20 protein-coding genes are annotated in these 21,082 nt (G+C 44.7%); 15 read left to right on the top strand and 5 right to left on the bottom strand.

The features are described 5' to 3' along the window. Positions 1 to 135: 135 nt before the first annotated feature. On the bottom strand, positions 136 to 471 hold the full coding sequence (locus E1163_RS18740) for a hypothetical protein (protein WP_155173995.1): 336 nt from the start codon (positions 469 to 471) through the stop codon (positions 136 to 138). A gap of 702 nt (positions 472 to 1,173) precedes the next feature. Between E1163_RS18740 and E1163_RS18735 the strand changes: the two genes are divergently transcribed. The 10 genes from E1163_RS18735 to E1163_RS18690 all read left to right on the top strand — a co-directional run bounded on the left by E1163_RS18735 (position 1,174) and on the right by E1163_RS18690 (position 14,504). Then, complete coding sequence (locus tag E1163_RS18735; protein ID WP_155173994.1) at positions 1,174 to 1,650, top strand: glycine-rich domain-containing protein; 477 nt, start codon at positions 1,174 to 1,176, stop codon at positions 1,648 to 1,650. A gap of 7 nt (positions 1,651 to 1,657) precedes the next feature. Further along, positions 1,658 to 2,575, top strand: a complete 918-nt coding sequence (locus E1163_RS18730; protein WP_155173993.1) for a hypothetical protein — start codon at positions 1,658 to 1,660, stop codon at positions 2,573 to 2,575. A gap of 122 nt (positions 2,576 to 2,697) precedes the next feature. Next, positions 2,698 to 5,055, top strand: coding sequence for a TonB-dependent receptor (locus E1163_RS18725; protein ID WP_155173992.1), 2,358 nt, complete (start codon positions 2,698 to 2,700; stop codon positions 5,053 to 5,055). Beyond that, positions 5,052 to 6,260: a DUF4374 domain-containing protein gene (locus E1163_RS18720; RefSeq protein ID WP_155173991.1), complete on the top strand. Its 1,209-nt coding sequence runs from the start codon at positions 5,052 to 5,054 to the stop codon at positions 6,258 to 6,260. Before E1163_RS18725 ends, E1163_RS18720 begins: the two co-directional genes overlap by 4 nt. A gap of 1 nt (position 6,261) precedes the next feature. Next, entirely contained in the window at positions 6,262 to 6,960 is a 699-nt protein-coding gene (locus tag E1163_RS18715) for an ABC transporter ATP-binding protein (RefSeq protein ID WP_155173990.1), read from the top strand. A gap of 6 nt (positions 6,961 to 6,966) precedes the next feature. After that, a complete protein-coding gene (locus E1163_RS18710) occupies positions 6,967 to 8,403 on the top strand; it encodes an ABC transporter permease (RefSeq protein ID WP_155173989.1) in 1,437 nt (478 codons plus the stop codon). Then, complete coding sequence (locus E1163_RS18705) at positions 8,396 to 9,835, top strand: DUF3526 domain-containing protein (RefSeq protein WP_155173988.1); 1,440 nt, start codon at positions 8,396 to 8,398, stop codon at positions 9,833 to 9,835. The genes E1163_RS18710 and E1163_RS18705 overlap by 8 nt, the downstream gene beginning before the upstream one ends. Continuing rightward, positions 9,832 to 10,881, top strand: a complete 1,050-nt coding sequence (locus E1163_RS18700; RefSeq protein WP_155173987.1) for a succinylglutamate desuccinylase/aspartoacylase family protein — start codon at positions 9,832 to 9,834, stop codon at positions 10,879 to 10,881. The genes E1163_RS18705 and E1163_RS18700 overlap by 4 nt, the downstream gene beginning before the upstream one ends. Before the next feature lie 59 nt (positions 10,882 to 10,940). After that, positions 10,941 to 13,148, top strand: coding sequence for a DUF5916 domain-containing protein (locus tag E1163_RS18695; RefSeq protein ID WP_155173986.1), 2,208 nt, complete (start codon positions 10,941 to 10,943; stop codon positions 13,146 to 13,148). After that, positions 13,149 to 14,504, top strand: a complete 1,356-nt coding sequence (locus tag E1163_RS18690; RefSeq protein WP_155173985.1) for an MATE family efflux transporter — start codon at positions 13,149 to 13,151, stop codon at positions 14,502 to 14,504. A 2-nt stretch (positions 14,505 to 14,506) separates the two neighbouring features. Here E1163_RS18690 and E1163_RS18685 read toward each other — a convergent pair whose 3' ends face one another. The 3 genes from E1163_RS18685 to E1163_RS18675 form a co-directional block, all read right to left on the bottom strand. Beyond that, a complete protein-coding gene (locus E1163_RS18685; protein WP_155173984.1) occupies positions 14,507 to 15,112 on the bottom strand; it encodes a class I SAM-dependent methyltransferase in 606 nt (201 codons plus the stop codon). A 3-nt stretch (positions 15,113 to 15,115) separates the two neighbouring features. Then, a complete protein-coding gene (locus E1163_RS18680; RefSeq protein WP_155173983.1) occupies positions 15,116 to 15,541 on the bottom strand; it encodes a Fur family transcriptional regulator in 426 nt (141 codons plus the stop codon). A gap of 235 nt (positions 15,542 to 15,776) precedes the next feature. Then, positions 15,777 to 16,274: a CHAP domain-containing protein gene (locus tag E1163_RS18675; protein WP_155173982.1), complete on the bottom strand. Its 498-nt coding sequence runs from the start codon at positions 16,272 to 16,274 to the stop codon at positions 15,777 to 15,779. A 280-nt stretch (positions 16,275 to 16,554) separates the two neighbouring features. On the opposite strand from E1163_RS18675, the gene E1163_RS18670 reads away from it, so the two are divergent. Together E1163_RS18670 and E1163_RS18665 are read left to right on the top strand one after the other, a co-directional pair. After that, positions 16,555 to 17,667 carry a Fic family protein gene (locus tag E1163_RS18670; RefSeq protein ID WP_155173981.1) on the top strand — a complete coding sequence of 371 codons (1,113 nt, stop codon included), beginning with the start codon at positions 16,555 to 16,557 and terminating at the stop codon, positions 17,665 to 17,667. Positions 17,668 to 17,690: 23 nt separating this feature from the next. Further along, entirely contained in the window at positions 17,691 to 18,086 is a 396-nt protein-coding gene (locus E1163_RS18665) for a hypothetical protein (RefSeq protein ID WP_155173980.1), read from the top strand. Positions 18,087 to 18,122: 36 nt separating this feature from the next. Here the strand turns inward: E1163_RS18665 and E1163_RS18660 are convergent, their stop codons facing one another. Next, positions 18,123 to 18,494 carry a winged helix-turn-helix transcriptional regulator gene (locus E1163_RS18660; protein ID WP_155173979.1) on the bottom strand — a complete coding sequence of 124 codons (372 nt, stop codon included), beginning with the start codon at positions 18,492 to 18,494 and terminating at the stop codon, positions 18,123 to 18,125. Between the two features lie 108 nt (positions 18,495 to 18,602). Between E1163_RS18660 and E1163_RS18655 the strand changes: the two genes are divergently transcribed. The 3 genes from E1163_RS18655 (at position 18,603) to E1163_RS18645 (ending at position 21,001) form a co-directional block, all read left to right on the top strand. Continuing rightward, positions 18,603 to 19,244 (top strand): NAD(P)H-dependent oxidoreductase, encoded by a 642-nt coding sequence (locus E1163_RS18655; RefSeq protein WP_155173978.1) that lies wholly within the window; start codon positions 18,603 to 18,605, stop codon positions 19,242 to 19,244. 100 nt (positions 19,245 to 19,344) lie between these two features. Continuing rightward, positions 19,345 to 19,920: an MCP four helix bundle domain-containing protein gene (locus E1163_RS18650; protein ID WP_155173977.1), complete on the top strand. Its 576-nt coding sequence runs from the start codon at positions 19,345 to 19,347 to the stop codon at positions 19,918 to 19,920. Between the two features lie 268 nt (positions 19,921 to 20,188). Further along, entirely contained in the window at positions 20,189 to 21,001 is an 813-nt protein-coding gene (locus E1163_RS18645; RefSeq protein ID WP_155173976.1) for a DUF4348 domain-containing protein, read from the top strand. The last annotated feature ends 81 nt before the right edge of the window (positions 21,002 to 21,082 follow it).

The following is a 21,082-nucleotide window of genomic DNA, read 5'->3' as shown; positions in this document are numbered from 1 at the left end:
AAAGTTTGGTAAAGCTTAACTGTTCAGAAGCATTGACCGTACGGCCAAACTGAATTCAGGTTGGAGAGTTAATTTAACAGCATTGAGAGGATAGTGAGAAGGATCTTCTTCCTTCTCACTATTTGATGGGCAGGCTCAGCACCCTGCTGTACGATAATTGGTGTTCCTGAATTCTTCCCATTGCCAGGATGAACCAGGGATACCACAAACCCTTCTTTCAACGTCCCAGTATTCGTAGCAAATACATACTCCCTGGTGCTCCCCTGTACATCTCGAGTCAGTCCTAACCTTCGACCATGAAGTGCATACAAGATTTGCTTCGGTCAAAGATGCTTCACATACCATTTCTTCTACACAGGTAAAGTCCGTGTCGGCTGAAAGGTTAGCCAAGCCTAATTGGCTGTTGCCTAAAAAAGCAATTGCAAACAGGAAAGCTGCAACAAAGGAAATTTTAACAATTGGGGTTTTCATAATAAGTTGGTTTTAGTTGATAATGCCAATACGGGGATGATGTATTGGTAAATAATTTTACTAAAAAAACTTTATTGAAAAGGAGCTTTGTAATATTAATGATTAAATAGCATTAAAAACATGTGATTTATGCTTATACAGGAAATCTATACGTTATACAGCCGTATTTTGAAATGTAATATTTATTAATGTGGCTGGTGGGAAGTTTTTTTCTACTTGGATGTGACCATAGCCCCGTCTCAAGTACCTTATAAATGGTTTTCTTTTGAAGAAGCGAAGGGTGACTTTGATTAAAGGCGGTTAGCGGCTGGGAGGCTTATAATAATCTTCAACTTTTTAGCAATCAACTACTTACTGGATTATGGCTATTTAGGCCAATATATCTACGGGATAAAATCGCCAAATATTTAAAAGCAACAGTGTTGCATTTAAGTTGTGTAATGATTATATATGCAACACTGTTGCAATAGTAAAGGGTAAGCCGAAAACCTTCGAAAGAGTAGGTATTAACCAAAATTTTCAAAATTATGAAAACCAACAAAGAAGCTTTAATCTCCAGAATATTGGCTGACAAAGCAACAAAAGCCGTAGGAGGCACACATTGCAGCAACTGTGGCCACTGCACTTCTACACTGTAATTTTTGATGTTCATGCAGCAGCGTGCTTTATGCATGCTGCTGCTACCACCTAGTTCAACCCCTTATGGAAACCTTACAGAAAAACCAGCTAGACGAACTACTTGAGTATGAAAATGAAGACGTACTATCACGGTTTCTTGATATGTATGATGTTACCGAAGATGAGGCACGGGATATACTGAGGGAAACCTTAAAATTTTTGTATATCAGCCAGATTCCCGGCGTTTTTATACCCGACGACCTGCTCATCATCGATGAAATGTGGCACAATATGATCTTGTTTACACCCGAGTACCATGAGTTCAGCCAAAAACATTTTAACCAGTACTTCCACCATGTTCCCGCCCGGAAGCAGGAGAAGGAAGACCGAAAGAGGTCCCTGCTGGCCGATCCCGATAGCGCCAGGCAGGCATACCTGGAAAAGCTTGAAAAGCTGATTTCCGTTACTTACGACCACCTCGGTGAAGATACCGTGACCAAATGGTTTGAAGAGTACCCGGTCAAATACAGCAAGGAGCAATTGAAGACATTAAGAAAGTAAAAACACCATGAGTATATTCCCCAAGCGCTCCGTGCCTGGCAGTACGGTCACCATCCACTGGAATTTCAACACGGCCCATCTGAAAGATGTGCATGTATTTCCTTGGGTAAGGATCGGGGTGAGGGACCCAAAAGGGAAAGAAACCATACTTTTTGAAAAGCACGTACTTGGCCTGCCCGACCCGGTTGAGCCTCAAAACAGCGATGTAAAGAAGTTAAAATACCTCAATAAAAACCTGCCATTGATGATCGTGGCCGATTACCTGAGCGGCCAGCATAAAACGGAAAAGCTGGTTGAGATTTTACAAAATATACAGTCGGGACGGCACTACTATTTCACCTATCATGTACCTGAGGATGCGCCCGCGGGGAAGTACACCCTGATATCCGAGGTGCATAGTGGGGGTGAAGTGAGGCACTCCAAAACAGCCGCTGACGATTTCTTTTTTATTGAAAAAGTGACCCTTGAGCGGATCATGGAGAGTACATCGGAAGCCATAGTATTTAACCATTCTGAAGAGCGTACCCCTGTAAAAGTAATAGGTTGCCACCCCTTGCCTGAGGGCAAAATACATACAGATGTTGAGGTTTTTGAAATCCCGCCCTTACAGGAAACATCCATTAAAATGAGTGCCCCGGTTAATTATCTGGCCTATAATGAAGAAAGGCAGATCATACCACTTCAATACGACTCTTCCGGCTATTTACTGAGAAACCAATGCGTACCACAAGCAACCAAAGCAGATGGCAGCGTCTATTTATTTAAAAAAGAGGAGGAAGAGGCCTATGCACTTGAAGCGGGGCATCAACTGCTGTGGGAAAAAGCAAATGGCCTGATCAATACCACCAGCCTGTCCGATGAAGAAAAACTGCTGCTTGATGAAATGATGGCCGAAGGGCTGATCCGCGAAGTGTCCTTTGATTAAGCGACGAAGAGTCCACTCATCCTGAAATCCGGCCTGTTGCGGCATTTTCTTTAAATATTTCAAACGCAAGTGTTTTGCGTTTGTCTATTAATTTTATATTTGCAACATAGTTGCATTTAAATATGATTCGATTTTATACATGTGTTATTATCTTCATAGCATGCCCGGCTATTTCCGGGGCATACGCGGCAACTATTTCCGGTGAGGTGCTGGATGAAAAAGGCGAAGCCATTCCCGGTGTATATGTCGAGCTTTCCAATGCAGGGAAAAGTGCTGTAACGAACGAGGCCGGTCATTTTACTTTTGCAGAACTGGTGCCTGGAGCATATGAGCTAAACCTTTCCTATATCGGTTTTGAGCCTCAAAAAAGAACTGTGACCATAAGCAGTACCAGTCATGACCTGAATATCAAAGTAACCCTGGTGGAGCAGGTTACTGAGCTGAATGAAGTAACTGTAACCGGAAAAACAGAAGGGCAGGAGCTACAGGAAAGTGTAGCCAGTGTTGCAGTTTTGGATACGCGCGATTTCTATTCGAAAAATATCAACACCAGTGATGTCATCAAGCAGATCTCGGGTGTAAATGTACGGCAGACCGGGGGCTTTGGCAGCGACGCTCAGGTCAATATCAATGGTATGTCCGGTAAACAGGTGAAATTTTTCCTTGACGGTATTCCCCTGTCATACTTCGGCTCAGGTTTTGGGCTGAATGCGCTGCCGGTCAACATGATGAAACGGATTGAGGTGTACAAAGGGGTGGTGCCGGTTGATCTTGGGGCTGATGCCCTTGGCGGGGGCATTAATATCATCTCCAGAAAAGAGTACATCAGCTATCTCGATGCCTCATACTCAGTGGGGTCATTTAATACGCACAAGGCCAATTTCAACGGGCAATGGGTAAATACGGAAAAGCAGGCCTTTTTGGGTATTGCTTCATTCTACAACCATTCCGACAATGACTATAAGATCGATGTGGAGATCCCGGATACCGGTGGCAATCCGCAGCCTGCCAGGGTAAGGCGTTTTCATAACAAGTTTGCCAACTACCTGGTCAATCTGAATGCCGGGGTTTACAATAAAAGCTATGCTGACCGGCTGGTGCTCAGCATGAGGTATTCCGGGCTTGTCGATGACATTCAACATAACGCCATCATGTCCCAGCCCTATGGGGAAGCGACTTATGAGGAGTCAACCACCGGAGTTTCCCTGGAATATGAAAAGCAGTCTATCCTGCCGCGCACCACACTCAAGTGGTATGGAGGGGCCAATTTTACATCGGGCTATTTTCAGGATACCACCCTGAATGCCTACACCTGGGACGGACAGGCAAACTACAGGCGCACGGATGGTGGGGAAATATCTACTTCGGGAAATTTGCTGGATCTGACTTCCAAAAATGCCGTAAGCAGGCTTAACATTACCTTTAACCCATGGAGCAAGGGCAGCTTTACACTCAATATACTTTCTTCGTGGTTCAGGCGTGTGGGTGAAGACCCGGTAGCTGCCGGTTTCTACGGAGAAGACTACTACAGCAACCCAACCGAGCTGGTCAGGAATGTTATGGGGCTGGCTTATGAGCATGTTTTTGCCAAAGGGCTAACCAGTTACACAGCAGTGAAACACTTTGCTTTCAACGCAGAGGGATATTCCATCCAGAATATGGAGTTTTTGCCTCACAGCCAGTCGATCTCCAACTTTGGTTTTTCCCAATCATTAAAATACAATTTCACCAGTCAGATCCTGGCTAAAGCCTCTTATGAATACGCTACACGGCTACCGGATGAGTTTGAACTCTTTGGTGATTTTACTATGGTAAAGCCCAACCCATCGCTGCAACCCGAGCAAAGCCATAATGCCAATGCAGGTGTACAGTTTTCCTCGGCCAAGCTCACGGCAGAGCTGAATGGCTTCTACCGGCTGACCGACAACATCATTTGGCTCAGGACTTCGCAGTTCTTTGCCCAGTATCAAAACCTGCTTAAAGCCATGGTCAGGGGAGTGGAGGCAGAAGTGCAATACAAGCCTTTTACCTTTCTGTCTGTAAAGGCCAATGCTACTTATCAGGATATTCGAAACAGGTCACGCAGGGAAGTTACCGGTTCGGTTGATAACCGCTATTTCGATGCCAGGCTCCCCAACATTCCTTACCTGTTTGGCAATGGAGAAGTACGCTTTACCAAAGAAAACATCTTAGGCGGCAAAAACAGCTTTTCCGCATGGTGGTCGGCAGGTTATGTGCATGATTTTTACCTGTTCTGGGCAGTAGATGGCCGAAAGGACCTGAAGAACACCATTCCGGAGCAGTTCATACAAAACGCGGGAGTATCCTATAGCCTGCCCGAAAACAAATTATCCGTGGCTTTGGAGTCTTCTAATATTTTTGACCGCAAGGCGTACGACAATTTTAGCGTACAGCGGCCGGGAAGAGCTTTTTATCTCACACTAAGAACTTTTATAAACACTAACCAAAACAACCAATGAAAAATCAGTTTTTTAATCTATGGCATCAAAGGGCCGCCTTCTTTTTTCTATCGGCCCTTGCTTGTGTGGCTTGCTCTGATGATGATGGCCCTGCTGCCACTCCGGAGGCGGAGGTAAACTACGCCGTTTCTACCGTCAGCGGTGCGTGGCCTGATGTTACTACCTATATCCAGGGCATTGAAAACCTTGACCTTACGAGTGTTGATAACAGCAATGCAATTGAACTTACCGGAAGTGCGAGCACTGTAGCCTATGGAAAAAACCTGTTTGCAACACCTTTTGGTGCCCCGGCCAATCTGGTAAAGTACACTTTCAACAGCGAAGGCCTTCCGGAAGAGGAAGAAAGGGTAGTGGTACCCGGAGCCAATACCTTTTCTACCTTACATTTTGTGAGTGAAACTGTGGCTTACGGTACGGTATCAGGAGGTATTTCCAAACTGATCATTTTCAACCCGGCTACCATGCGCATAGAAGATGAAATATCTCTCAGTGCGGTTACAAGCAGGGTACCGGAAGCAACACGGACTTACTATCTGGACATGCTTGAGCGCGACAATAAACTGTTTATGGGCGTGCACTATGAGAACAACTTTGTGCCTGTCAACGATTCGGCCTATGTGGCAGTGATAGACCTGTCGACCAATCAGGTAGAAAAAGTAATAGCCGATGGCAGAACAGGAATGGTATTTGGAGGTCAAAGCCCCAATTCGGGCATGGTGAAAACTTCCAACGGAGATATTTATGTACAGGCCTTGGGTACTACCAATGCAGGAGGCAGCAGTCCAAGTGGTGTTTTAAGGATCAACAACGGAGAGACCACTTTTGACCAGGATTACTTCTTCAACCTTGAGGAGGCAACCGGCAACATTTGCATAGGCATCTACCGCACTTCATCCGGCCAGTCCTTTACCGCCAGGGTGGAAGATGCGAGCGACTTCTGGGAATATGCCACCGGCCAGCCGCAATTCAGATACTACAAAATAGATCTGGAAGGTAAGGCCAGTGAAGGCGCTGTATCAGGTCTGCCTGTAACCTATGGGTCGCGCAGTATGATCATGCATGAGGAGAGTGGTCAAAGTGTACTCTTTTCCATTGCTACCAACGATGAAAATGCGATTTACCGGTATGACTTGTCATCAGATAGTGCGACCAAATTATTTACCTCAACAGGAGGCTATATCACTGGGTTGCAAAAATTGAATTGAGATGCTTGAAGCTACAAACCTCACAAAAAACTATGGCGACTTTACCGCGCTTAACGGGCTTGATCTTAGCATTAAGAGCGGTGATATCTTCTGCCTTTTGGGAGCCAACGGAGCAGGGAAATCCACCACGATTAACCTGTTCCTGAATTTTATAGAGCCTGATGCCGGGCAGGCTACCATCAATGCCATGGATGTAACGAAGCACCCGAAGGAAACGAGGCAGTTGCTGTCATACATACCCGAAAACCTGATGCTCTACTCCAATCTGACTGGTCTGGAAAACCTAGACTTTTTCTGTGGCCTGGGCAAAAAGCATTACGACAAAGAGCAGTTAGAGGAGCTGTTGAAGCAATCCGGTTTGCAGCCCGATTTTATACACCGCCGGGTAAGCAGTTACTCTAAAGGCATGCGTCAGAAGGTAGGTATAGCTTTAGCCAGGGCCCGGGGAGCCAGAGTGCTCTTGCTCGATGAACCCACATCAGGCCTTGACCCGAAAGCCAGTAATGAATTTTCGGAGCTGTTGCTGGATATGAAGGAGAAAGGAGTAGCCACATTAATGGCTACCCATGACCTTTTCCGGGCGAAAGATACCGGGACACACATCGGTATTATGAAGCAAGGGATATTGATAGAGGATTTTAAATCGGAAGATGTGAGCTTTCATGACCTTGAAAAACTCTACCTCAAACATATGCACTAACAGACCATGCGAAATTTACTTTCCATAGCCAGAAAAGAAATAAAAATTGCCTTGCGTGAGCGGCTGGTAGTTTCCCTTGGGATCATCATTTTGCTGCTACTCGGTGTAGCTCTGTATGGTGGCTACCTGTCGTACCGCCAGCAAAGCAGAATAATAACGGAGAAACAGGAGGAAAAACGAAAGGAATGGCTCGGGCAGGGGGACAAGCATCCCCACATAGCCGCACACTACGGTACTTTCGTATTCAAGCCGAAGACTATCCTCAGTGTTTTTGATTTTGGCCTGGATACTTACACCGGAACATCGATTTACCTGGAGGCACATTACCAGCACGAATTTATGTTCCGTCCGGCCCAGGATCACAGCAGTATGATCCGCTTTGGTGAACTTAGTGCTGCCCTGGTGCTCTATGTACTGCTGCCGTTGCTGATCATCTTTCTGGCGTTCTCATCTTACACTAAAGAAAAAGAAACCGGTACCCTCAGGCTACTACTCAGCCAGGGTGCCTCTTATTCATCCATTACATGGGGCAAGGTGCTGGCATACAGCATATTGCTTATAGTTATTCTTGCCCCGTACATAGCCGGTATGTTCATACTGTCCAGCCGCGGTTTGTCCTCAGCGGTCGTGCCCGATGTGGCAGTAAGAACGGTATTGCTTGTGTTGATCTATGCCCTTTACATTTTTATTTTTCTTTCATTGTCGGTATGGGTATCCCTCAAGTCGGCTACGGGTAGAAATGCTTTACTTACCCTGCTGGCTTGCTGGATACTTCTGGTCATCCTTACGCCAAAGGCCGTGGCCAACCTGAGTGAGAGTTTTTATACATTACCTTCCATGCGGGCTTTTAAAGAGGGCATCCAAAAAGATATCCGGGATGGTATTGATGGGGAGACTCCCGGCCCGGTGAGGCGTGCCAGGCTTGAGAAGGAGTACCTTACCAGGTATGGTGTAGATTCATTGCACCAATTGCCATTCAACTTCGAAGGAGTAAGCATGCAGGCCGGAGAGGAATACGGCAATATGGTTTATGATATCCACTGGGAGAAGCTCAGGGCCATTTTTCACCGGCAAAACAGCATGGGCAGCATAGCCAGTATATTCAATCCATACCTGGCTATACAGCATCTTTCCATGGCATTGTCTGCCACCGACCTGTACACCGCCATTGATTTTGAAGATAAAGTGGAGGCCTACCGCAGGGAACTTGTGCGTAAGATGAACAACGATATGGCCCAAAACTCGCGGTACGGTGAATTTTATGAGTACAAAGCCACCCGGGAGCTTTGGGATGAAATTGAGGATTTCAGTTATGTCACTCCTTCTGCTTTTGAAATATTACGGTATTACAAGCTGGAGATGATCTCCATAGTAGGATGGACCACTTTCGTTGTCCTCCTCCTTCACTATTCAAACCGAAAAAGTAAACCAATACATGGATAAGGCTATTAAAACGTTGATCCGCTACGAATGGGTCTCATTCATTCGAAACAGGTTCCAGTTACTTATGGTCGGTGTTACCTTCCTGTTTGGTATATATGCCATTTACTATGGGCAAACAGAGATCAATGCCCAGCGTGAGGTCATTAAGGAGATCATGGAGCTGGAGCAAAATGAGTTCAGCACCTATCTGGCCAGTTTTAAAGGTGAGCCGGAGACCGTGCAGGAGGAGCAAAACCACGATATAGCTTCCAAGCCCGCCTTTGCCTGGTACAGACATGGCTATCATGCCATTTTGCCGCCGCACGACTATGCCGCTTTGGCTATCGGGCAGCGAGACCTTTTTCGCTATTACTACAGGCTTACAGGCATGAGCCTGCACTATCAATTGTTTGAAAACGAGCTTGCAAACCCGGTCAACCTGCTGGCCGGTAACTTCGACCTTTCGTTCGTCATAGTTTATTTATTCCCGTTATTGATCATTTCCTTTTGTTATAACCTGTACTCAGGGGAAAAGGAGAATGGCACACTTCCGCTGCTGTATATCCAGTCAATCAGCATCAGCAGAATAGTTATAGTACGCCTGCTGTTTTATTTCACCCTGATTACCGGGCTGGCCCTGTTAATGTCCCTGATCGGGCTGTTCACATCAGGTAGTGTGCTTAAAGAAGAAAACCAGTTGCCCGCACTGTTATGGATACTAGGTGTGGTTATTTATAATGCGTTTTGGTTTAGTTTGTTATTTCTGATCGTTAGCTACCGCAGAAACTCACCTTTTAACGCCATAACGGCTGCTGGCTGCTGGTTATTTTTTCTTATTGTTATTCCTTCCGTACTCAATATTGTAGTTACTACAAGGTATCCGCTGAGCAGTACTGAACTTGCAGGACTTACGCGCCGCACTGGCCTGGAAAACGAGAACGATGAACAGGAAGCAAAAGAAGTGATTCTGGAATTTCTGGCCCATAAACCCGAATTGGCAGGGAGTGATAGCCTGATAGATAACAACAGGCTCGCCAAAGCTTATGCAGCTTATACCTCTTTAAAAGACATTGAAAGCCAGCACGAGGTAGATCGCTACAACGGGCAGGTGAGGAAGAGGAACATCCTGGCCAACCGATTCCACTGGATAAATCCGGCAGTGAGTATGCAGGATGTATTCACCCATATAGTGCATACCGACCTTAACACTTTTTTGCGCTTTCAGGATGCCCTGGCCATATTCCATGAGAAAATCACGGACTTCTATTTCCGGAAGCTGTTTTGGAACCAGCGCATACATCGTGAGGACTATTCAAAGTTGCCGGAATTCCATATGGAAAAAAGCATTGACCGGTACACTGTTGCTACTGGCATCATTTTTCAAATAACACTTTTGACCATCCTGTTCGCTCTGGCGGGGCTGGTAACCATTAAAAAGAAAAGCCTGATATGAGAAAATATGCCCTTTGGATAGCAGGTATTGCTATTGCCGTAGGAGAGGTGGCCGCTCAAAGTCCCTTTACCTTTTATGGAAAAGCGTTAAAACCGGGCACAAAAACACACGAACTGGTAGAGCTTTCTGACGGGAAAAACAAGGCGACCATTCCGGTAACTATCTTTCATGGCGCGAGTGAAGGACCTGTTTTAGGCATTACGGCAGGGGTACACGGCTACGAATACCCGCCTATACTGGCAGGTCAGCAATTGATACATAAAATCGATCCCGGGCAACTTTCAGGAACCGTGATACTGGTGCAGGTGGCCAATACGGGTGCCTTTCTTGGGAGGACTCCGTTTTTGAACCCGGCAGATGGCAAAAACCTGAACAGGTCATTTCCGGGAAATGCAGAAGGTACCATTACCGAACGTATTGCGGACTTCATCTCACGGGAAGTGATCAGTAAATGTGACTACTTTCTCGATATGCATGGCGGTGACGCACCGGAAGACCTCACACCATATACAGCTTATTATCACAGCGATGATATGCCGGAGGCCTCAGAAAAAGGCCGGTTGATGGCGACCAATATGGGGTTTGACCATGTAGTTGTGTTCAATGTTACCGGAAAAACGGCAGGGCTAAGTACCTATTGCTCTGCCGAAGCTTTTAAAACTGGTATCCCGGCTATGGACATAGAGTGTGGCGGGCTGGGCAGGTCAGAAGAGCAACAGGTCGGGCAAATTGTAGAAGGCGTGCAAAGCCTGCTTAAGCAGCTCAAAATGCTGGAAGGTCAGCCGCTGGCCACACCGTCTATCGCTGTAATTAAAAAAAGGTCATACCTGAGCAGCGATCACAAGGGTATATTCTACGCCGCCAAAACGAGCGGGGATTATGTGGTCAAAGGTATGTACCTGGGCTATATCACTGACTTTTTTGGAAATCGTCTTCAGGATATTTACGCTGACCAGAGCGGTGTGGTGCTGATCATTTTGGGCACACCGCCGGTCAATGAAGGTGAGACCGTGGCGGTGATCGGTAGCATTGAAAATAATAAATGAATTATCCCATATAAGTTGATCAGTAAATAAGATTGGTCGATTATAACCCATTAATAACTATGAAACTACCCTTTTTGGTGATCATGATGACGGCATTGTCCTTTACAATGCATGCTCAGATGGACAATCAGAATTTTCCCCCTCCACTGGCTCCTGTAGAAGTGGAGGCGGTGTCCGCCAATGCTAACATAAAAATTGATGGAAAATTGTCAGAAGCGGACTGGCAAAATGCTCCGACCGTCAATGATTTTTTTAAGATTGAGCCCAGACAGGGCGGTGAGTTTAAGCACAGGACAAACGTGCGCCTGCTCTATGACCAGAAGCATTTGTACCTGGGGGTATTCTGTGCAGATTCCCTTGGGAAAAAAGGAATCCGGGTGCAGGACCTGAGGAGGGACTTTGACTGGCAGGAGAACGACAATTTCGGCATTCAGCTCGACCCTCAAAATCTGAAACAGTACTGTGTGTCATTTCAGACCACCCCATATGGCAACCAGCGTGACCTCCAGAATTTTAATGACAACAATACTGATAATGACTGGAATGCCCTCTGGTCAGTGAGGACACACCAGACAGATTCGGGGTACTACGCCGAATTTGCCATTCCCTTTAAGTCCATACGCTACGAGCGGCCCAGCCAGACAGACTCTGTTACGTGGGGCCTCACCTTCACGAGGCTGGCCCGCAGGGATTATGAACATACGGTTTTTCCTGCTATACCGCAGTCTTTTTCTCCTTACCGGATGACCTATGCGGCCAGTTTAAAAGGACTTAAGGTGCCTGAGCCAAGTGCTAATATTCGTGTGGAACCTTATTTTTTATATCAATATGATGAAAGCGAAGCTGCAGGAAAAAATACTTCCGATAGTGATGTGAAAATAGGAGGCGATGTGAAATGGGCCATCAATCCGCGGTCGGTACTGGACCTGACTTTTAACACTGATTTTGCCCAGGCAGATGTGGACCGGGCAGTAAACAACCTGGAGAGGTTCAACATATTTTTCCCTGAAAGAAGACAGTTTTTCCTCGAGAATTCCGGTATATGGGCAGGCGCGGGAGACCTGTCCATTAAACCATTTTTTAGCCGCACCATAGGCTTGCAGGGTAATTTTAATGCCGAGCCTGCCAGAATCGATGCGGGTGTAAGGTACACCATGCGGGACGACCAAAGGTCTATAGCCGGACTGTACATTCACCAGGCGCAAACGGGCAACTCCCCGGCGGCCAGCTTCGGAGCAGCAAGATACCTGCAGAATTACGGACAGGAAAATAATATTGGTATTATGCTCACCCATCGTCAGGATGAGCATTCCGATGAATTAGGTGTAGGCCAGAGCAACAATACCACTTTGACCGTTGACGGACTGATCAGACCTAAAAACGAGCTGACCGTCACCTATATGCTCTCCGGTTCGAGGGACAACTCCAGCGATACCCTTGGCTTGGCCGGTAAATTGTTTGCCAGCTATTCTGCCAATAAATTCTACCTGGGCTGGCTTACCAACTTTGTGACCGAAGACTATAATCCCGACATGGGTTTTGTTTACCAAAATAATGTGATCAGGCATAATCCGGGAGGTTACTTTATATGGAGGCCCAAGAATATTCCATGGATCCGCCGTTTTGATCCCGGGGCCTTTTTTAATTACTATCACGATGCCAGTGATCCCGGAAACTTTCAGCAGGCCAATATCTACCTGTTCCCCATCTATATCATTTTTACCAATGGCAGTTTCTTTGAGTATGCCATCTATCCTACCTGGCAGAATATAAACTTTGATTTTGCCCCGCTGGGAATATCCATAGCTCACGATGAATATTACTATACCAACCACCAGGTAAAATACAACTCCGATCAGTCGAGAAAGCTGTCCGTATCCGGATCGTTTAGCTGGGGTGATTTTTATAACGGAAAGAAGATTACCACCAATGGCGGGGTAAGGTTTGCCCCTATACCTCATATGGCATTTACCGCTGATTACGAATACAATAAACTGAACGACCTGGGCACGCAGAAAGAGAGCCTGGAGACCCACCTGACTACGCTTGGGGCACGGTTTGCCCTTAACCCAAGAGTACAGCTTTCGGCATTTTACCAGTACAACTCTTTCGATGAACAAGGCAGGTGGAACATCCGGGGGAGCTGGGAGTACAGGCCGTTGTCATTCATATACCTGGTATTTAACGACACCCGCATTCAGGGGCTTGAACAACCCTTCGCTGAACAGCAGGTGATCGCTAAAGTCACCTTCTTAAAGCAGTTTTAAATGACCAACCGACCTGACCTGCTAAACGATAATCTATGGAAGGTTGCACGGAGACTTTCCCCTCCCGGCATTCTGGGGATGCTCATGATCTCTGTCAATTCATTAATAGACTCGGTTTATTTGGGCAATCTGGTCGGGGCGGATGCTTTTGCGGGGGTTAGTCTTTTATTTCCGCTTACGCTTATCATTTCAGCCGCTACCGGATTTATAGCGGCAGGCTCAGGCTCTGTATTGAGTCGCGCTATAGGTGCAGGCAATGTCAAAGTACAGAGAAAAGTGATCCCCAACCTGCTGGCACTTGCCCTGCTTTTTTCAGCGGTATTAATGACAGCCGGACTACTTTTTACAGATGGGTTAGTAGCATTGATGGGCGGGGAGGGAGAGGTGCTGGAGGCTGGAAAAGAGTATTTTTGGGCCTATACGTGCGGTATTTTCTTTAGTATCTACGGGCTGTCGGCCAATGGGCTGATCCGTGCGGAAGGTAAGGTAAAGGAAGCCATGAACTACACCATGATAAGTGTAGTGCTTAACCTGTTGACCACGCCATTGTTCATTACCGTTTTTTCCATGGGTGTGGCCGGCGCCGCGTGGAGCAGTGTGTTCAGCATGGGCATATACAGCCTGCTTACTTCATGGTACTTTATTGGTGGCAGGTCGTCATTCAGTACGGGGCGCTTTAGAGTACGCATTGAGCGGGCTATCATCAAAGATGTGATCAGTGTAGGCACTTCGTCCCTGTCTATGCAACTGTCTAATGTGGTAAGGCAGTTTTTTCTGTTCAGACTTGTAGCTGCTTATGGTAGCAACCATGATATTGCATTTTTTGGTGCAGCATTCAGGCTGTTTTCATTTGTATCGGTACCTGCCATGGGGCTATTGCAGCCTTTGCAGCCGGTAATCGGCATTAACTATGGTGCAGATAAGTGGCAGCGTTGTATGGATGCTATAAAAACGTTTCGCCTGGGTGCTATTGGCCTCATACTGTTACTGCTTACGCCGATCATCATTTTCCCTGAGACAGTGATCTCGCTCATGATCCCGGGAGAAAAATTGATCGAAAGCGAACTGAACAACCTCCGGCTTATATTTCTGGCTATGCCCTGGCTTCCGGTAGCGTCTACCGGAATTATATTTTTTCAGGCCACCGGCAAGGGCAAGCTGGCTACCACCATACCCGTGGCCCGTCAGCTTATATTGTTTGTGCCTCTGGTTTTGTTGCTGTCATTGATGTCGGGTCTTGACGGTATCTATTATGCACTGGCCATTGAAAATATGGCGTACGCCATAGTGGTGCAGTTGCTTTTACGAAAGGAATTAAAAAAGCTTGACCCACAGGCCGGGTTAAGTGCAGGATGAGGTTATATTTTTCTGGCTACTACATGAAAGACGTGCCAGTATTTGGGTTGTCCTGAAATTAATTTACCCTCTTTTTCCACTTCTTCCAGGTGTTCGGTTTCGAATCCCGCAAGAAGCTTTTGAACCCCTTCCCGTGTATGGAAAGTCATCTCGGGATTGGAGCTCCATGAATCCCGCACACCAAAGAACTGGCCACTGAACCTGCCTCCTGGTGAAATCGCATTGCAGATGATGTGCCACAAATGATCAAAACGGGCAGGCGGACAAAACGGAAGGCTGAAAGTGGCATTGACAAGTTTATAAGCAGGAAGTATATCAATTTCGGCAAAGTCGATACACCGGGTTGTCAGGTAGCTCCGTAATTCAGGTTCAGCGAGCTTTTCCACGGCTTCCAGAGCCTGCCGTTCGCGGTCTATGGCCGTAACCTGCCAGTGGTCTTGCAACATGGCCAGGGTATCTATACCATTGCCACACCCCAGGTCGAGAGATAGCTTTTCGCCATTACCTGCATTTTCACGTTGAAAGGCCGCCAGTGCGCGAGACAGCATAGCAGCCGGGGGTGTCTTTTCGTTGAGGTGCTTGTAATGCCCGCTCCAGTTTTCGGCCATAGATCAGGATTTACATTGTTTGCAGGTACCCTTGAGCGTATAATTGACCCTGTCGATAGCGTAGTTATTAGAGACTTTGACCTCAGGTACTTTTACATCTTCGAGGCAGTAGGTATGATGGCATTCGTCGCAGGTAAAGTGAGCATGCATATCCGTGTGGACCTCATCAGGGCAACTGCTGCTGCACATAGCATATTTTATGCCCTGCACATCTTCCGATGCCTTGTGCAGAATCCCATGTTCTTCAAATGAAGCCAATGCCCTGTACACCGTTACCCGGTCATGCCCCGATTTCATGAGGGTATCCAGGTCACTTGCCGACAGCGCAAAATCATATTTGAAAAACAACTGCAACATCTCTAATCTGATAGGTGTCTTCTTTAGTCCGTGCGATTTCAGGAGGTCTTCTATGATACGTTTATTATCCATTATATTCTCCGGATGTTTTATACCAGAACACAATGTCTGTAAATTCAGTTTGTATAAACACGGCTAATATAGGACTTATTTGGGCATAAGGTTACTTTGAGGGTAGAAATGTACCAATAAGTTTGCCCGTATGAGATAATCGGATGAAGATTTTTACGAGGATAATAACCGGGCGTTCGTGATCCTTAATACTTAAACGATTGCCCGGTTACTATAACTTACGAATTAGGTCGTATTAAGGATGATAATAACCCATTAGGCCAGGGTATGAAACGCCTGTACCAATAGTTCTCCAGTTAAAATCTTGTCCATTCCAATTGGTTTCGCTAATATGAACCTGACCGGTATTTGGATCACGCCATTCCACAAAAGCCATATGTCCCCAGTTGCTTCCGGTATCAAATATAGCTACATCACCATAGTTAGGAATATACCCACTTTGTGTATTGATCATGCTTAGCTTCGCCTGGTAGGTTGAGGCATCAAACCCCCACTGCCTAAGACCTGCTGCAGCCAATCTGCATGATACGTAAAGTGTGCAATTGTCCGGGTATGCATATCTGCATTCTCCTGGGGGAAGGCGTGCATCATTGGAAGATTTCTTGTCGGAATTGGTATTCCTCGCATCAGTCGCTATTTCCTGATCAGGCTTTTTTACTTCAATGGTTTCTTCACTACATGCAAAAACAGATAACAACAAGCATGCAAGAACAAGGTTTAAGATTTTTTTCATTAGTTATTAGGTTGAATGATTGTCTACTCTGTTAACAGGATTTTCGACTTACTCCATTTTAAACTTAAATATTATTTTGTAATTAAACATATAAATAATAATATTAATAGGTTATATATTCGTTAATACTAGATTAAAAACAGCTAATGTGTCTGATTATTAATGAGTTGTAGCTTAGTGTCTTTTGTGATTTCAGAACTGACATGCGACGAATAAACTGCCTATTCGTTGCATATTTTGCGACGAATAATGTGTATATTCGTTGCATATTCTGCGATAAATGAGAGCCTTTATACATCAAAAAGAGAACTGGCCAAGTTTTACGTGGCAAAATGATGCGGTAGTCAATTTGCTCAGCGAGGCGCGAAACCTGCAGGGGAGGCTTGTAGGTAAGATGGAATCGTTAGGGTTCGACCTGAGGAGTGATGCTTTGCTTGATACACTAACCCTTGATGTGTTAAAATCCTCTGAAATTGAAGGCGAGTATTTAAATCCCGACCAGGTACGTTCGTCGATTGCAAGAAGGTTAGGGATGGAAATAGCGGGTTCGGTTGAATCGGACAGAAATGTGGATGGCGTTGTAGAAATGATGCTGGATGCTACACAAAACTGCTTTGCCCCATTAACTGCTGACCGGCTTTTTGATTGGCATGCTGCGCTATTTCCAACCGGAAGAAGTGGAATGTACAAAATAACAGTAGCCAACTGGCGGGACGATACCACCGGACCGATGCAGGTTGTGTCAGGAGCTATGGGGAAAGAAAAAGTACATTTTCAAGCACCGGATTCAGCACTGGTTGAAAAGGAAATGAAGCGATTCTTGACGTGGTTTAATAAGGACCAGGAAATGGATTTGGTATTAAAAGCAGCCGTAGCTCATCTATGGTTTGTGACCATACACCCTTTTGAAGACGGAAATGGCAGGATAACCAGAGCCTTGACCGATATGCTATTGTCGCGGTCGGATAAAAGCAATCAGCGGTTTTATAGTATGTCTGCTCAAATACGAATAGAGAGAAAGCAATACTATGAAATACTGGAAAAGACCCAAAAAGGAGGGCTTGATATAACCGAATGGATCAGGTGGTTCTTAAACTGCCTGATCAATACCTTGAAGTCCACGGATTCAATATTGGCGAGGGTTCTGTTTAAAGCAGACTTTTGGGCCAGACATTCTAAAACCCTGATCAATGAAAGGCAAAAGAAATTGTTGAATAAACTATTAGACGGATTTGATGGAAAGCTGACTTCATCAAAATGGGCAAAGATTGCAAAATGCTCAAAAGACACTGCAATAAGGGACATCAACGATTTAATAGACAAAGGTATTCTACAAAAGGAGGCAGCAGGAGGAAGAAGCACTAATTATGATCTTAAAGGAATGCCGGTATAACAGACCTCTTTACCAATTAAACCATGGAACCATTCGAAAATTCGGACTACTATCAAAAGGAGCTGAACAAATATTTGGATAAGTATGGCGATGTACCGCCACCGTGGGTTTATGCCCCGGATTCTCATCCGTACAGCATACAGTGGCGAATGGGAAGTGGGGAAACCCATATCATGATGTTTTTTGCATGGTATGGCAGAAACCTGGACACGGAAGCTGATAGGATAAACTACTTCAGGAAATACCCTGCTCCCCCGCGCTGGTTGGGCTGGATGGCTGATGCTATTTGGGACCTGGAGCCTATGGACGAAGAGTTTGATTATTCTGAGTATTTCGAAAAATTAAAGGCTTACGGGTTCGAAGGAACAGAAAAATATATGGAAGATTTAACAGACGAAAAATGGATTGATAATAATTGAAAGCAACCATTAAAAGCCATGACTGTTCTTCCCAAGCTAGACATTCACAAATTCGCCCTTTTTGCTGACTGCCTGATTGCCCCATTCAGTAATCAATTTCAGGACGGGTATAAAAGTTTTACCGAAATTTGTGAGGCTGTAAACAGCTTTTAAGGGAGGTTTTTTGCCGTAGACCTTTTTTGATATCAAGCCGTCTTTTTCTAACTTTTTCAACTGCAAACTCAGCGTCATTTCCGTAATGCAGGGCATTTCTTTACAAAGCTCGTTATATCTTTTCGGTTCGTCTTTCAAGTAATAAAGTATAACAGCTTTCCATTTTCCACCCACCAGGTCCATGGTCACGCTGATTGGACAAGGGTAACTTTTTCCATTTAGTTTCACGCAATCGCTTATACATTCTGTTTTCATAATGCTCTTTCTTTAACCTATCGATTTAGATAGTTATTGCAAATACAAAGTACTGAAAATAGTTTTGTAACTATAAAAATTATAGTATAAACTTTTAAGACGCCAAAGATGAAAATATTTATAGTACTAGCACATCCCGAAGAAAAAAGTTTTAATTCAGCCTTGTTTAATACTGCCGTTAGCGCATTGGAAGAGGCCGGACACGAAGTGAAAACTTCCAATTTGTATCAAACCAATTTTCAACCCGTTAGTGATAAAAGAAATTTCACACAATTAAAAAATGCAGGGTTTTTCAAACAACAAGAGGAAGAAAAATATGCGGTGCAACAAAACACATTCTCGGCAGATATTCTATCAGAACAGGAAAAAGTAGCATGGTGCGATATCATGATCTGGCAGTTTCCGTTGTATTGGTTTTCCGTGCCAGCTATTTTAAAAGGTTGGATAGATAAGGTATTTACCATGGGTAAGTTTTATGACAACGGTAAAATTTATGACCATGGATTTTCGGTCGGAAAAAAGGCATTCCTCTCCGTGACCACCGGTGGTCCTGAAAAGAATTATGTAGATGACAAATACGGCAACATCAACTCCATTCTGTTTCCGATACATCGCGGTATACTGGAGTTTCTTGGCTTTGCCGTACTTAAACCCGAAGTAATTTATTCGGTAGAGAAACTTGCCGATGAAGAAAGAAAAATGATACTGAACAACTGGGTAGAAAGGTTAAGGAATATTGGCAGCGAATGAGTTGAGTATTCGCTCACTTCGGGTATATTTATAGATTTACAAATTCGCTGAGGAATTCTTTAGTTTGTCCAGTGTTTAAATATAAAAATGGAGTTTTATTATGGTACAAAAGTTAAAAGCTGTAGGTGCGTTGGCTGTGGTGTTTCTGTTGGTGTTAGCTACCAATAAAATGGACAGTAACCATTTTAAAGTGGTTAAAAGATCACTGTCTACCATTTACAAAGACCGGCTGGTGGCACAGGATTATATTTACCGGTTATCTATAAACCTACAGGATAAAAAGTTGGACCTGGCGTTGGAAGACAAGGTGAACCATCACTTAAATGACTCTATCAATCACCTGGTGGAGCTATATGCAGAAACAAAACTAACCACCAGCGAAGCACGGTACTTTAAATCTTTTAGAAATAGCCTGGATGAACTGTACAGTCTGGAGCAAAATTTTGAGGAAAACCCTTCTCTAGAATACAAGCAGGAGATATATCAGCAACATATTGCCCTCAACCAGCAGTTGGACGAGTTATCGAAGATCCAGCTCAAAGAAGGAAAACGACAAATAGAAATTTCGAACAGGTCCATTTCTACCAGCGACCTGATCTCCAATATAGAAATTGGGGTATTAATAGTAATAGGGCTGATCATTCAGGCGCTTATTTTCTTTAAACCCATGCGTTGACGGGGCTTATTGTGTCATACATGACCGTGAAACTTAAGGTGCTGCTTAAATTCGTTATAAAGGTTGCAAAAGGCCATATGACCAGGCCTTTTGCAAAAAAAAAGCGAGCTGGAAGAAGCTCTACGCGCACTACCATAGGTAAATGTGAGAACGCTCTTTCAAAGCTACAGCAAGGGCACCTCTCAGTATACCTACTTACCAGGAGATAAAGGCGCTGAATGTAGCTGAGGTGAAGGGAGTTAAGGTCTTAAAAGAAGAGCATACAGTAATGAAATACATATCGATAATTATCTTCATACTAATAAATGCATGTCAAAAACCTTCTTCAAAGGAAGAGCACGTGCATACTATTGAAGAATCGCCAATAGAAATATCGCAGCCAATAGCCCGGGAAGAGCCTGTGGAGACGGAACCCTCCGAAAGCCATCAGGAGCAGCCATTTATGCAATTCTTTTCTCAATTTATGTGGGACAAGGAATTTCAAAAAGCCAGTATAAAATATCCTATTCATGTTAATGGACAAGAAGTAAAAACCCCGGCTGAGTGGAGCCATCATGCTTTTTATACCTCAAAAAGTTATATCCCCGTTCTGCAAAATGACACGATTACCCACTTTGATCAGGATGTAACTGATGATGAGGTGAAGATGTCTGTCATTTCTTTTAAGGAAGACTATGTAGAGAATTACTTCTTTCTAAAAGAGGATGGAAACTGGAAGCTTTTGGCAGTTACTGAACAAGTAATTGACTCACTACGAGAAGTAGAATTTATCAATTTTTTAAAGCGCTTTTCTTCTGACTCAGCCTTCCAGGTGCAACATATACAATTTCCCCTTCCGAATTATGGCGTAGATTACGACAATGATTATGAGACCACTTACGATTCGATACCATCACATAATTGGGCACATTGGGAATTAACAAATAAGCTGGAAGGTATGATGTCCCTCAATGTTGCTACCCTTTCACCCTATCGAAAGATATTCCTGAGAGGCATTGAAAATGGCATATACATTCAATATACATTTATCCGCTCAGGAGATAGTTGGAGACTGATTAAAATTGAGGATTATTCAACGTAAGAATTATGAATAGCTTCGTTATCAGGAAATTAACAGAGCAGCGGAGAAAATATTTGGAACAAAAAGACTAATGTGCACACC

This window comes from Fulvivirga kasyanovii, from assembly GCF_009711405.1.
Classification (GTDB): Bacteria; Bacteroidota; Bacteroidia; order Cytophagales; family Cyclobacteriaceae; genus Fulvivirga; species Fulvivirga kasyanovii.
The sequence above is the reverse complement of the archived record's forward strand: the minus strand, read 5'-3'. Positions and strand labels throughout refer to the sequence as shown.

Bases quoted from the DNA above. Each gene is read 5' to 3' on its own strand.
- E1163_RS18735 (WP_155173994.1), top strand. From the start codon at position 1,174: ATGGAAACCTTACAGAAAAACCAGCTAGACGAACTACTTGAGTATGAA.
- E1163_RS18655 (WP_155173978.1), top strand. From the start codon at position 18,603: ATGAAAATATTTATAGTACTAGCACATCCCGAAGAAAAAAGTTTTAAT.
- E1163_RS18680 (WP_155173983.1), bottom strand. From the start codon at position 15,541: ATGGATAATAAACGTATCATAGAAGACCTCCTGAAATCGCACGGACTA.
- E1163_RS18675 (WP_155173982.1), bottom strand. From the start codon at position 16,274: ATGAAAAAAATCTTAAACCTTGTTCTTGCATGCTTGTTGTTATCTGTT.
- E1163_RS18670 (WP_155173981.1), top strand. From the start codon at position 16,555: ATGAGAGCCTTTATACATCAAAAAGAGAACTGGCCAAGTTTTACGTGG.
- E1163_RS18720 (WP_155173991.1), top strand. From the start codon at position 5,052: ATGAAAAATCAGTTTTTTAATCTATGGCATCAAAGGGCCGCCTTCTTT.
- E1163_RS18705 (WP_155173988.1), top strand. From the start codon at position 8,396: ATGGATAAGGCTATTAAAACGTTGATCCGCTACGAATGGGTCTCATTC.
- E1163_RS18660 (WP_155173979.1), bottom strand. From the start codon at position 18,494: ATGAAAACAGAATGTATAAGCGATTGCGTGAAACTAAATGGAAAAAGT.
- E1163_RS18690 (WP_155173985.1), top strand. From the start codon at position 13,149: ATGACCAACCGACCTGACCTGCTAAACGATAATCTATGGAAGGTTGCA.
- E1163_RS18650 (WP_155173977.1), top strand. From the start codon at position 19,345: ATGGTACAAAAGTTAAAAGCTGTAGGTGCGTTGGCTGTGGTGTTTCTG.
- E1163_RS18685 (WP_155173984.1), bottom strand. From the start codon at position 15,112: ATGGCCGAAAACTGGAGCGGGCATTACAAGCACCTCAACGAAAAGACA.
- E1163_RS18695 (WP_155173986.1), top strand. From the start codon at position 10,941: ATGAAACTACCCTTTTTGGTGATCATGATGACGGCATTGTCCTTTACA.
- E1163_RS18700 (WP_155173987.1), top strand. From the start codon at position 9,832: ATGAGAAAATATGCCCTTTGGATAGCAGGTATTGCTATTGCCGTAGGA.
- E1163_RS18725 (WP_155173992.1), top strand. From the start codon at position 2,698: ATGATTCGATTTTATACATGTGTTATTATCTTCATAGCATGCCCGGCT.
- E1163_RS18645 (WP_155173976.1), top strand. From the start codon at position 20,189: ATGAAATACATATCGATAATTATCTTCATACTAATAAATGCATGTCAA.
- E1163_RS18730 (WP_155173993.1), top strand. From the start codon at position 1,658: ATGAGTATATTCCCCAAGCGCTCCGTGCCTGGCAGTACGGTCACCATC.
- E1163_RS18665 (WP_155173980.1), top strand. From the start codon at position 17,691: ATGGAACCATTCGAAAATTCGGACTACTATCAAAAGGAGCTGAACAAA.
- E1163_RS18710 (WP_155173989.1), top strand. From the start codon at position 6,967: ATGCGAAATTTACTTTCCATAGCCAGAAAAGAAATAAAAATTGCCTTG.
- E1163_RS18715 (WP_155173990.1), top strand. From the start codon at position 6,262: ATGCTTGAAGCTACAAACCTCACAAAAAACTATGGCGACTTTACCGCG.
- E1163_RS18740 (WP_155173995.1), bottom strand. From the start codon at position 471: ATGAAAACCCCAATTGTTAAAATTTCCTTTGTTGCAGCTTTCCTGTTT.